Source organism: Virgibacillus sp. MSJ-26 (genome assembly GCF_018918075.1).
In the GTDB taxonomy this organism is placed as follows: domain Bacteria; phylum Bacillota; class Bacilli; order Bacillales; family Amphibacillaceae; genus MSJ-26.
The window spans coordinates 54019-66979 of sequence record NZ_JAHLPW010000018.1; the positions used below are offsets into that span (position 1 = coordinate 54019).

General features: G+C 39.0%; 10 protein-coding genes. 2 read left to right on the forward strand and 8 right to left on the reverse strand.

Annotated elements, in window-relative coordinates; all coding sequences use genetic code 11:
• Nucleotides 1-7 precede the first annotated feature (7 nt).
• Together KQI49_RS15250 and KQI49_RS15255 are read left to right on the forward strand one after the other, a co-directional pair.
• Nucleotides 8-1210 carry an acyl-CoA dehydrogenase family protein gene (locus KQI49_RS15250; protein WP_216490369.1) on the forward strand — a complete coding sequence of 401 codons (1203 nt, stop codon included), beginning with the start codon at nucleotides 8-10 and terminating at the stop codon, nucleotides 1208-1210.
• A 96-nt stretch (nucleotides 1211-1306) separates the two neighbouring features.
• Nucleotides 1307-2758 carry an NAD-dependent succinate-semialdehyde dehydrogenase gene (locus KQI49_RS15255; protein ID WP_216490370.1) on the forward strand — a complete coding sequence of 484 codons (1452 nt, stop codon included), beginning with the start codon at nucleotides 1307-1309 and terminating at the stop codon, nucleotides 2756-2758.
• Nucleotides 2759-2951: 193 nt separating this feature from the next.
• Here the strand turns inward: KQI49_RS15255 and KQI49_RS15260 are convergent, their stop codons facing one another.
• From KQI49_RS15260 to KQI49_RS15295, 8 genes are all read right to left on the reverse strand, one after another.
• Nucleotides 2952-3281 (reverse strand): DUF3870 domain-containing protein, encoded by a 330-nt coding sequence (locus tag KQI49_RS15260; protein ID WP_216490371.1) that lies wholly within the window; start codon nucleotides 3279-3281, stop codon nucleotides 2952-2954.
• 13 nt (nucleotides 3282-3294) lie between these two features.
• Entirely contained in the window at nucleotides 3295-4074 is a 780-nt protein-coding gene (locus tag KQI49_RS15265) for an IclR family transcriptional regulator (RefSeq protein ID WP_216490372.1), read from the reverse strand.
• 624 nt (nucleotides 4075-4698) lie between these two features.
• The gene (locus tag KQI49_RS15270; protein WP_216490373.1) at nucleotides 4699-5871 is read right to left on the reverse strand and encodes a saccharopine dehydrogenase family protein; all 1173 of its coding nucleotides are present in this window, start codon (nucleotides 5869-5871) and stop codon (nucleotides 4699-4701) included.
• Nucleotides 5872-5932: 61 nt separating this feature from the next.
• Nucleotides 5933-7432, reverse strand: coding sequence for an aldehyde dehydrogenase family protein (locus KQI49_RS15275; protein WP_216490374.1), 1500 nt, complete (start codon nucleotides 7430-7432; stop codon nucleotides 5933-5935).
• Nucleotides 7433-7481: 49 nt separating this feature from the next.
• Nucleotides 7482-9152: a thiamine pyrophosphate-dependent enzyme gene (locus KQI49_RS15280; protein WP_216490375.1), complete on the reverse strand. Its 1671-nt coding sequence runs from the start codon at nucleotides 9150-9152 to the stop codon at nucleotides 7482-7484.
• The gene (locus KQI49_RS15285; protein WP_216490376.1) at nucleotides 9149-10330 is read right to left on the reverse strand and encodes an LL-diaminopimelate aminotransferase; all 1182 of its coding nucleotides are present in this window, start codon (nucleotides 10328-10330) and stop codon (nucleotides 9149-9151) included. The genes KQI49_RS15280 and KQI49_RS15285 overlap by 4 nt, the downstream gene beginning before the upstream one ends.
• 492 nt (nucleotides 10331-10822) lie before the next feature.
• Entirely contained in the window at nucleotides 10823-11494 is a 672-nt protein-coding gene (locus KQI49_RS15290) for a hypothetical protein (RefSeq protein WP_216490377.1), read from the reverse strand.
• A 181-nt stretch (nucleotides 11495-11675) separates the two neighbouring features.
• On the reverse strand, nucleotides 11676-12728 hold the full coding sequence (locus KQI49_RS15295) for a C45 family autoproteolytic acyltransferase/hydrolase (RefSeq protein WP_216490378.1): 1053 nt from the start codon (nucleotides 12726-12728) through the stop codon (nucleotides 11676-11678).
• Nucleotides 12729-12961: the final 233 nt, after the last annotated feature.

A 12961-nucleotide genomic window follows, 5' to 3' on the forward strand; every position in this document is an offset into this window, starting at 1 on the left:
TGATGAGATGAATTTTGAATTTACAGAAGAACAAACCATGCTACGTAAGACAGTGAGAGATTTTGTTGATAAAGAAATTATGCCTAATATCGGAGAATGGGATCAGGAAGGAACCTTTGATCCGTCCATTATGGATAAACTAGCCGACTTAGGATTAATGGGAGTCTGTATCCCTGAAGAATATGGCGGAAGTGGTATGGATTACAATGCGCTTGCTATTGTATGTGAAGAACTTGAACGTGGAGACACTGCCTTTCGTACTGCTGTTTCAGTCCATACTGGTTTGAACAGTATGTCCCTTCTTCAGTGGGGATCTGAAGATCAAAAACAAAAATACCTCATCCCACAAGCTAAGGGAGAAAAAGTTGGGGCATTTGGATTGACTGAACCTGGAGCAGGATCAGACGTCGTTGCCCTACAAACAACAGCTGTAAAAGATGGCGACCATTATATTTTGAATGGGCAAAAAACTTGGATTTCACTTTGTGATACGGCCGATCATTTCTTAGTTTTTGCCTATACAGACAAATCCAAGAAACACCACGGAATTTCAGCCTTTATCGTGGAAAGAGAATGGAATGGCTTTTCATCTAAAGCAACAAAAGGTAAGCTCGGCATTCGTGCGGGTAACACAGGCGAGCTATTTTTTGAAGATGTAAAAGTGCCTAAAGAAAATCTACTTGGTAAAGAAGGTGAAGGTTTTAAAATTGCAATGGCCTCACTTGACAATGGCCGTTTCACTGTTGCCGCAGGAGCTGTTGGGCAAATCATGGCCTGTATTGAAGCAAGTGTTGATTACTGTCATGAGCGTGAGACTTTTGGCAAACCAATCGGAAAACATCAACTCGTTCAGCAGATGATAGCCAATATGGAAGCTGGCTTCCAAATGAGTCGTCTTCTTGTTTACCGTGCTGGTGAATTGAAAAACCAAGGTAAACGCAATACAAGAGAAACTTCCCTCGCAAAATGGCAAGCCTGTGATTTCGCTAATAAAGCAGCCGATGATGCTGTACAAATCCATGGGGCATATGGTTATTCTAATGAATATCCTGTTGAGCGTTATCTCAGAAACTCAAAAGCTCCAGTTATTTACGAAGGAACGCGTGAAATCCACACGGTTATGCAGGCTGAATACACCCTTGGTTATCGCAAAGATAAGCCACTTAATAATATGCTCCCTGCATGGGATGATAAAGAGTTAGTGAAATAAACACCTTTATAACTATTTTCTATCGCACAGTAGTTGTTTACTAGACTACTCGTGCGATAGACTTGTTTTAGTGAATCATTTCAAGGAGGTTATAGAATGATAGAAAAACAAACAGAAAGTATCTTTATTAACGGCGAATGGCAAAAAATCGATCCGACTAAAGTCGAAACAATTTATAATCCGGCAACACTTGAACCTGTCACCGACGTTTCGTATGGTGGATCACAGGAAACGAAAGAAGCCATTGAAGCGGCTGACACTGCTTTTTTGGAGTGGAGTGAATTAACTGGTCGTGAGCGATCAAAGTTTTTATATAGAGCTTCTGAGCTAATGTTAGATGATGCCGAGCGACTCGGAAAAATTTTGACAATGGAACAGGGAAAACCATTAAAGGAAGCGGTCGGTGAAGTAAAAGGAGCAGCACATTTTTTACTTTGGTATGCAGAAGAAGCAAGTCGGGGATATGGTGAATGGATACCTTCTTCAGTAAAGTCAAAACGGATGCTTGTCTTACCGAAACCTGTTGGCGTTGTGGGTGCCATTACTCCATGGAATTTTCCAAGTTCGATGATTACTAGAAAATTAGCACCAGCCCTAGCCGCCGGATGTACCGCAGTTTTAAAACCTTCACCGGAAACACCATTATCGGCGATTGAAATCTTTAAAATTTTCGAAGCAGCTGGGTTTCCCAAAGGGGTTGTCAACCTTGTAACCGGAGATGCGGAAGCAATCGGAAAAGAATTACTAACACACGAAAAAGTGCGCATGATAACGTTTACGGGATCAACGAATGTCGGTAAATATCTCATGCGTGAAGCATCTAATCATGTTAAGAAAGTCTCTCTTGAATTAGGAGGTCATGCACCTATCATTGTTTTTGAAGATGCAGATTTAGATAAAGCAGTTAGCATGTCACTCGCAAGCAAATTCAGAAACAATGGACAAACTTGTATTTGCGCTAATCGACTATATGTTCACGAATCGATTGCCGATGAATTTACGAACCGATTAAAAGAAGAAGTTCAAAATATGAGAGTAGGTTCAGGTTTAGATGACGACATAGAGCTTGGTCCACTGATTAATGAACAAGCCGTTGTTAAAGTGAAAAATCATTTAAAAGATGCACTTAATAAAGGTGCGAAACTTGAATATAGTGGAGATAAATCCGTTGCTTCTCTTAAGCTAGAAGGCTACTTCCATCCACCAACCGTCATTTCAAATGTTACCGACGACATGATTGTGATGAACCAAGAAACTTTTGGCCCGCTATTTCCTATCCAACCATTTAACGATGAAGATAAAGTTATCGCTAAGGCAAATGATACGGACTATGGCTTAGCCGCCTATATTTTCACAGAGAACACAAGTCGTAGTTTGCGAGTTTCTGAGCGTCTAAACTATGGTATTGTTGGCGTGAATGATGTCTTCCCAGGTGCTCCCGAAGCACCGTTTGGCGGGATTAAACAATCTGGTAACGGGAAAGAAGGTGGCCATCACGGCATGGCAGAATTTCTAGAGCAGAAGTTTATCTCGATTGGAATCGATTAGGGTACAAAAAAAGAGGGGAACGGGTGCCGCACCCCAAAAGTTAGAGTGAGAATCTGACTTTTGGGGTGTTTTTATATGGCTAAATATAGTTATGAATTTAAATTGATGTTTGTAAAAGAATATCTTGAAAATTCCTTGGGATATAGATTGTCACGCCCTACTGTATTTTCTATATTCCTGAACATATCTTCAGTTATTCAGATGAGGCGCTTTTTTCTTTCACATAGTTCTCATATTGTTTATGCAGGTCTTTTAAAGCAGAGGCTATGGCGTTACCAGCTTTACCTAGATAATGCTTATTCACATCTGCAACTGGTGTAGTTATGCCATCTTGTAAACTATACCCCCTTAGTAAATTTTGAACATAATTACGTCCATGTTCGGTCGCTAACGTACAATTGGCTGCAACAATCACACCGTAATGTTTATCAATTTCTGCTGTGATGGTTAAGGTGTCATATACACTTTTTGCTGCCATTCCCGCTGGTAGTCTTGCATAGCCAGCAATAAATACCGTATTCATGCCATCTCTCCCTTTATCTTTGTTGTTCTTCTACTAATTGATACCCCAGTTTCTCTGAGACTTTAAGGGCTGTCTGTTTTGTTTGCTCTTTAATATGTGATAAATGCTCTCCTTCAAAGTAACGTGACAATCCGCTGACTGTTAAAGAGGCACTCACTTCATTTCGAAAATCATAGATAGGATAAGAAATACCAGTTGTATCTAAATCCTGCTCTCCAACACTATAAGCGTATCCCTTTGTTCTGATAATTGATAGTTCCTTCCATAGTTCGTCGGGTTTTAGTTGTTGATTGTTTTTGTATGGTTTAAGTGGTTCACTTTCAATGATTTCCTTTTGTCTTCCTGTCGGCATATGGGCAAGAAGTAGTTTCGGTCCTGAGCCGATATATAACGGCGTACTTTTTCCTACCCGAGTATTTAATCTAAGTGGTCTTGTGCTATCTACCTTTTCAATGTATGTCGCTCGATTTTGGTAGACGATGACAAGATGGATCACTTCATTAATTTCTCGACCAAGTTGTTTCATAAAAGGAAGGGCTATCCCCCTGACTTCTAACTGACCTGACACTAGCTCCCCCAACTCAAGCAACTTTAAACCTAAGCGATAACGGCTGTCATGTTCATTTTCTTTACTTTTATACAGATAATCCAGCCTTTCAAGCGTCGTTAATAATCGGTATGCCGTTGGTTTAGGTAGACTGGCTTTACTCGCTAGTTCTTTCAATGTCAGCTCAGGCGTTTCTTCTGTAAATAAATTCAATAATGAAAGGGCTCTAATCACACTTTGATTCACTTCTATTACCCCTTATTGATAATGATATTACTTTCACTTTCTTGATAGTAGAAAAACTAAACAACTGTTTACATAAACTGTGCATTAATTAAAGGGCTGCTTTCAAAGCAAGTGGGTCACGACCGTCTGGGATCGCTCCGGGCGGATGCTTTCCGCGGACTGGGAAGAATTACAGTTCATTCTTCTTTAGTCACCGCCCTGCGCTCACCCAAACTATTAAAGTTATTTAATGTTGTTTGATCTATTATAGATTTTTTCTGTACAATGATATTACGCTGAAATTAGCGGAGGAAAAAACACGGAGACTCCAGCGGGAGAAATGGTTTTCGGTGGGACGAGCATTTAGCACAGTCCCAAAAGCCTAGATGAGACCCCGCAAGAGCGATAGCTCGAGGAGGCTCAGCAGCGCCCGCGAAAAGCGTAGTGTTTATTTCCGTAGCGTTGGTCTAGCACTTATCCATCATCAGAGACGGCAAAAAATCCTATGCATAGTTACTGCACATATAATAACTATGATAATAACCTTAAAAATATATACAGAAAGTAGTTGCGATTTTAATAGATTATCCCTCTACAAGCTCTGCAGAGGGATAATGACTGAGTTATATTACCGCTGTTAAAATTTCAAACTCCCACTTGATTTATTTTTTTCTTTTCAATTTCAGAAATATAGACATCTCGTTTACCCATTTCCTCGATATAAACATCGCCTGGTACAATTTGTTCTGGTGGGTAAACACCTTTTTTCGAAATAGTACCATTTGCAATCATTTGAGCGACTGTTGAAATCGTGTTAGCAGTAGCTCGTGCCATGGCTGTAACTTGATTTTCCCGGTCTTTAAAAGTCGTCATTTCATACTCAAAAGACGTAGGCTCGCCATCTTTAACTCCTGAAACAACGACACGGAGCAGCACAGCATCATCTTTCTCACCAAGCTCGACAATCGGGTCAAGGACTTTTAAAAAAACTTCGCGTGGATTTATTTTTTGACCATTGACATCAACACTGTAATCTTCCCTTGTTAAATTTAAATCAACTAGTAACTTAAACTTCTCAGCATGACCTGGATAACGAATTGTTTTGTACTCCAAGGTCTCTAAATTAGGATAGGAATGGGATAAGGTTGATGTCCCACCAGATGTATGAAAAGCTTCAAGTGGACCAAATTTCTCAAAGTGAACCTGTTCTACTTCAGACAGCGCTGGTACCTCTTGTTTATTCCCATTACGAATAATAAGTGCTCGGTCTGTGTAGTGATCAAACAATCCCTCCATAGAAAACACATGGTTATATTCCAGTGGTGCTTCAGGCCTGACTGGTATACCTCCTACAAATAATCTGATTGATTTGGCTTGATCAAGCTTACCAGCACCATGGCCTGATAATATATTAATCATCCCAGGGGCAACTCCAAGGTCTGGAATTAACGTCACGCCAGCTTTTTCGGCATCATCCTTCATGTCTAATACTTTATCCGTGACATGCCCAATATGACCACCCAAGTCAATTGAATTTACGCCAACTTTAATAGCTGTTTTTGCGACAATTTCATTGAAAGAATAAAACAATGCATTAATAATCACATCAAATTCTCTCATATAATCGGCTAGTTCTTCTTCATCTGCAGCGTTCACTTGGTATGCCGTGAGTTTTGGGGAATTCAATTGATCTCGAATTTCACTTGCTCTTTCAAAATTAATATCGGCTAGCCCTACCTTCGTCACACCTTCACTAGCAACTAAATCTCGTGCCGCTTCCTTCCCCATTAATCCAGATCCTAATACACCTATTTTCATCCGCTCGCCTCCTAATTCATTTCGTTATAGTTTAGTCTATTTTCTGCTTAAGTTTTTTCGATTACTCTACGTCTATTTGTGCTCGCTGCAATTTACCACTATAATCCACATAAACTGCTTTCCATTCAGTAAAGACATCAAGGGCTTGCACTCCTGAATCACGGTGTCCATTTCCAGTACCTTTCGTTCCACCGAATGGGAGATGGATTTCAGCGCCTGTTGTACCCGCATTAACATAAACAATACCTGTATCTAAATCACGTTGCGCTTGAAATACACGCTGAACATCTCTAGTGAAAATCGAACTTGAAAGACCATAAGTGACACCATTATTCACTTCAATGGCTTCTTCAAAGTTTTCCACTGGAATAAGTGACACAACTGGACCAAAAATTTCTTCCTGAGCAATACGCATATCTGACGTAGCATCAGTGAATAGTGTGGGTGCAAAGTAATAGCCATTCCCTAACCCAGCGTCAGTCAATTCCTTTCCACCCGCGAGCAACTTAGCTCCTTCTTCTTTCCCGATTTCAATGTATTTCTTGATTTTTTCCATACCGGCTTCGTTGATAATCGGGCCAACTTTATTTGACTCATCTAATCCATCACCAATAGTAAGTTTTTCCATTTCAACCAGCAGACGTTCTTCTAATGTCTCTTTCACATCCTCATGGACAATTACACGACTACATGCTGTACAACGCTGGCCACTTGTACCGAATGCACTCCAGATTATACCTTCAACAGCTAAATCAAGATCTGCATCATCCATGACGATGACAGCATTTTTCCCACCCATTTCAAGTGATACTTTTTTCAGTTGGCGACCACATTCTGCTGCAATATTACGACCAGTATCATTAGAACCAGTGAAAGAAATAACACGTAAATCGTCATGATGCACCATCGCATCACCGACTGTTGACCCTGAACCAAAGACAACGTTAATCACACCCTTAGGTAGTCCTGCCTCTTCGAAAATTTTTGCTAATTCATAAGCCATAATTGGCGTTTCTGTAGCTGGTTTCCACACGACCGCGTTACCTGCGACAATTGCCGGAAATGATTTCCACGTTGCAATTGCAATCGGGAAATTCCACGGTGTTATAATACCGACAACTCCAATTGGTGCACGCACACTCATTGCAAATTTATTGTTAAGTTCAGCTGGTGTTGTTTGGCCAAATAATCTGCGTCCTTCACCTGCCATATAAAAGGCCATGTCAATGCCTTCTTGGACTTCACCACGTGCTTCTTCAATGACCTTTCCATTTTCTAAAGTGAGTAGTTGAGATAATCTCTCTTTTCTTTCTTTCATTAAATTACCAACTTCATAAAGAACTTCAGCTCGTTGAGGAGCTGGTGTTAATGCCCACTCTTTCTGTGCTCTTTTCGCTGTTTCTACTGCTTCATTGACTGTTTCAGCACTGGATAACGGAACTTCAGTTATAACTTCACCATTTGCAGGGTTTTTGACTTGTGTTACTTCTCCTTGATATTCAACCCACTTTCCACCGATATAGTTTGATAGTTTTTTTACATCCATTAAAGCTTCTGCCATGATTTATACCTCCTAAAAGTATTTAAATAATAATCTAGCTTTTAATCTATCAATGTTTGTTTCTGATTTGATCAATTGTTGATGATACTGAGATTTCTTCTTTCCCTGTGATGATTTCTATGACTGTTGGCTCATTTTTATTAAGAGCTTCTTCAAAAGCTGTATCAAACTCTTCACTTGTTTTCACTTGTATTCCTTGAGCACCAACACTCTGTGCTAGTTCTGCAAAATTGACATGACCTAAATCTGTAGCCATTACCTTTTCTGGATAATGCATTTCTTGATGCATTCGGATCGTACCATACATATTGTTATTAAAAACAAGTACAATAATAGGTATATGATGACGTACTGCTGTCTCCATTTCCTGGACAGTCATCATAAATCCACCGTCACCTGCAAGAGCGACTACTGTTTTATCAGGAAAAGCAAGTTGTGCTCCAAGCGCTGCCGGCATTCCATATCCCATCGCACCAGATGTTGGCCCAACATATGTATGTTTTTTGTTAAATGAGTAAAAGGAATGGAGCCACCCAGCAAAATTCCCTGCATCGTTCGTAAGCAAAGCGTCTTCAGGTAATTCTTCAAGCATGGTAGCGATAATTTTTTTATTGATGACGTCATCGTCGCTCACTTCTAGTTTACTTGCTTGAAGGTACGCCTCATGCCTTGACAAGGCCCACTTTTGCCAAGCCTCTGAATCGACTTCAATCTTTGTTAAGGCTTGAATACCCTCTTTTGCATCAGCAATCAGCCCAATGTCAGGCGCGTAAACTTTTCCAATGGTGTCATAATCAATATCCAAGTGAATGAGTTTTTTATCATCGGTAATAATTGAATAATCCTGGGTTGTGACTTCGGAAAGTCTTGTTGCTAATGCCAAAATTACATCGGATTCCTCGACCGTCTCTAGTATGTTTTTATGTGTTCCAAGTCCAAGATGACCTGCATATAGTTCGTGATTATTTGGAAAAATATCTTGTCTCCTAAAAGCCGCAATAACTGGTAATTGATATTTTTCAGCAAAGTTTACCAATGCTTCTTCAGCTTGTGCAGACTTAATACCTCCCCCCGCAATTACCAACGGACGATTAGCACTCTCTAATAGGTCTCTCACTTGATTAATCTCTAGTTTAGACGGAACCGGTTTAGGTGGAGGAGTGACAGCTCCAAAGTGCATCTCCGCTTCGACTGGTAATACATCTTCAGGTAGCGATACAATAACAGGTCCAGGGCGCCCCGATTTTGCTGTCCGAAAAGCACGTTGTACAATCTCTGGCATTCGGTCTACATCACGAACCTCAACAGACCATTTGGCAATCGATTGAAAATAGTGTTCGAGGTCCACCTCTTGAAAGCCTTCTCTCCCTCTAAATTTACTATGAACTTGCCCTAAGAAAACAACCATTGGGGTGGAATCTTGATAGGCTGTATGTACACCTATGGATAGGTTTGTTGCACCGACTCCCCGGGTTGCTAAAACTACCCCTGGTTTCAAGGACGCCTTGGCATAGCCTTCTGCCATAAATGCTGCGCCACCTTCATGCCTTGTTGTAATCACGTCTATAGCTGCCTCATCATGAAGGGCATCTAACACTGGTAAATAACTCTCACCAGGAACACAGAACACTTTGTCAATCGCTTCTTTCTTCATACATTCAACGATTGCCTGAGCTCCAGTCATCGTCTTTACTGCTGGACTGTTCAATTTAACTGTCATTCTTTTATATATACCTCCTGAAAATCCAACTTTTTCATGCGTGTAATCACTTCTTCAATACGCTCTTTCGCTACAGTAATAGCTACTCTGAAATATCCTTCACCAGCACTTCCGAAAGCATTTCCTGGCGTAACAATGATGCCTGCCTCATCAAGTAACCTTTCAGCAAATTCCGACGACGTTAAACCTTTCGGTACCTTTGCCCATATGAAAATACTTCCGCGTGGCTTTCCTGATTTTATGCCCATATCCATTAATCCTTGGTGCATCGTTTCCATCCTATCTTGAAGAATGTCATTATTTTTCTTCACGGACGATAAATCACTTGTTAATGCCTTAATTGCTGCTTTTTGAATAGGTGTAAATTGACCTGTGTCAATGTTACTTTTTAATGTTGCGAGAGAGTTGATCACTTTTTCATTTCCGACAACGTATCCTATGCGCCATCCTGTCATATTAAAACTTTTTGATAAAGATCCAAATTCAATCGCATAATCTTTTGCATTTGGCGCTTGTAAAATACTTGGTGATTTGTAATTATCAAATGTCACTAAATCATAAGCTGCATCATGAGCAATTATTAAATTATGTTTTTTCGCAAAAGTAACCGCTTTCAAAAAGGTATTTAAATTAACAGTGGCAGATGTAGGATTACCAGGATAATTCAGAAGCATTAATTTTACCTCGTCCGTGATAGCATTCATCTGATCGAACTGAGGGGTAAAATGGTAATCTTCTGTGAGTGAAAATTTCTCTACTTCAGCTCCTGCCATTTGTACGGCAGTTTGATAAACTGGATAACCAGGATTAGGAAGTAGAACACGGTCACCAGGATTAAGCATAGCCTGCATTAAATGTGCAATACCTTCTTTTGATCCAATTAAAGCAAGAATTTCTGTTTCAGGATTTAAGTCCACATTGTAATGTTGTTTATAAAAGTGAGCTACCGCTTCTTTATAATCGGCATTTCCATCATAAGCGGGATAACGATGATTTTCTGGTTTTTGTACTGTCCGAATCAGTTCATTAATCACAAAATCCGGTGTAGGTAAATCAGGTGCGCCAATACCCAAATCAATAACATCCACACCTTGCTCAGTCAGTTCCTTTTTCCGCTCATTTAATTTCGCGAATAAATACGGCGGTAAGTTTTTCACTTTATCTGAGACTTTCCTCATCCACGCCCTCCTATTTCATTCTGTGAAATGCTATTTCATATCTGTGACATAAGTATAAAATAGCTTTCAAATATTTTCAATAGTTTAAAATAAAATATATTTTTTAAATACATAAACACCTATTAAAAGTAACAGTTAAACCACCCATAATTCTATAGTATTTAGATAAATTCTTTTTATTCATGTAAAAGTGAAGAACAAAAGCGCGAGGCGGCCGGTTAGGAACGTACAAGCTGGAGAAGACCTAACGAGATAAAGGAGAACCGAAGAGCGGAGTGATTCGAGCTCGACTTATCGTAGGAAGGTATTCAATGCTTGATAGTTGCTGGGTGCTGAAGCTGGACGTGGCCAATTTCAATATAGAGCTATCCACAGGTGTTTTAATGTTATGGTTTTCTTAGCAATTAAAAAATCCGAACAATAACTCGAGTTTTTCACAACAAAATTCGAGCTTGTTCAGATTTATACTTACGAAAATTTTATTATCAACTTTTATATTTCTTCACCAACTTGATAAACGAGAGCAAAATTGTTTTCATCAAGTAATTCAGCCACGTGGACACGAACGCCATGTCCAAAAACAACTTCATCTTCGGTCATAGCCACAACCATTGATTTTATGTTATTTTGTACATCAATATAAATATCCCCGATATGTGGTTTTAATGAATCATCATTCTCAGCGAGATATGAAATTGATTCATCCTCAAGACGTTGTTCTTCAGGAACCAAGTCTTTATCATAATAAGCGATCTCTTGACTTGCTTCGCTACGACCAGGCACCATGACAACATACTCATGATGTTTAACACCATTATCTCGAGTAGTAACCACATTACCATTTTCCACGAAATGAACTTTTTCAATTTCATTTAATGAGTAATGATCTAAAAAGTCTGGAGCTGGCTTGATTATTAATATATAGTCACCGGATTCCGGAACTTTCGATTGATCAATTGTATATCTTTTGCCGTAAAAAATAAATGTATCATTGTTTTGGGGTTTATACAGGGATATTTCACTAGCCTGAGTAAGTATTTGTTTCATATCTTTTAAGCGATATAAATGGACTGAGTTTCTAAACATCGGCTTGACTGAATATACTTTGTGAAGTTCATTTTTATAAAAAACAAACTGCCCTTTTCTGACCTGGAATAACTTCATGAGAGCAACCTCCATAATCTTTCGTTAATTTTCCAACTTGACAGGAAGAGTTGGAATAAGAATAACAATAATTAATTGATATTCAGCTTGTCTAATTAATATATACTATCCTATTTAAAATTAAAAGATTCATCCTTTTTACCTTTCCTAATTTAGCAGTTTTTAAACATCTTTTATTACTTCAGCGAACATTTTCTTCCATATGAATGAACGGCAAATCAGTATCCACTTCACCTAATATCCGTTTGGTGCTTATATCTGCACCTTGAAGCCAACTTTCAAAATCAATAATATAAGGCTCCCGATTCCCTCCTAAAGCAAACCACGCTTTTTTATCTTTTGGAAAATACGCAGCAGTATGAATGGTCCCTGACCAGTTTTTATATTGTTTTGAGAACACGTTATTCTCGGGATCATTAAGCATTCTAAATGCTTGATAGGCATCCGTGACCGTCTTTTCCTGAGTTTTCATCGCTTCCATACGTTGCTTGGAATCGTCAAGATGGTAACGGTTTTCATCTAATAATAATTCAAAATGATTAGTACACATATTAGAATTTCTTACTTTTACTTTACGTGGAGACGCCTCTACAATATAGGTTTTTTCATTCTGATCTAAAATCGTGTAACTGAATGAATGCCGGTGTGGTATTTCTTTCAATAGATTAATTGCATCCTCTACGGTAGCGCATGTTTCCAAAATAATTCGCCCAATCATATTACAAATAAATCCATCACCAGGTTTACGTCTATGCATAAAGTTATAACCCATGGCGAGACCTTTCTCGTTCATACCATCCATACGTCCGGTAATTCTTTGGGACGGCCCTGACACTGCATACCCTTGATCTGTCGGTTGAAAAATCGTGTATCGTCCTTCATACGTTTTCGGGTGATAATCATAATTACGAATCATATAGTCAGACCCTGTATAAATAGAACATCCGCTTTTTTTATATTCAAGACGATAGCCACCAAATTCCTGCAGCACGTTAATCATTTCCCATTCTAAAGCATCTTGTATTCCAAGAAATTCATCCCATATTTGCGGTGCAAAGCGCGTAAAAACTTCTTTTGTATCTTCTACATCTATTGTAAAACGTGGACGTCTTACTTTCCATTGTTTTTTTCTATTAGTCAAGATAAATGAATCTTTAAGCAATAAACCTTGCTTCCTTCCAAACTCATAATGATTACCACGGAATTGGAGCACATCACTATATATTTCTTTCACAATCATCCCTCTCTTCCATACTCTCTCTTTGTATCTCTAGTTTATCCTAAGTAATTGAATTTAAGAAAGAATTTGAATAAACCTTTTAAAAAGAGGCTCGTGTTTTGGACATATAAAACATACTAAGATTAGTGGGTAATGTCATCGACGGATGACATTACCCACTATTTTCTTTTTATAAGGTATAGTGAGAAGTGAAAGAAAGCCCGACCGAAGCCTCAGGGATCACGAAT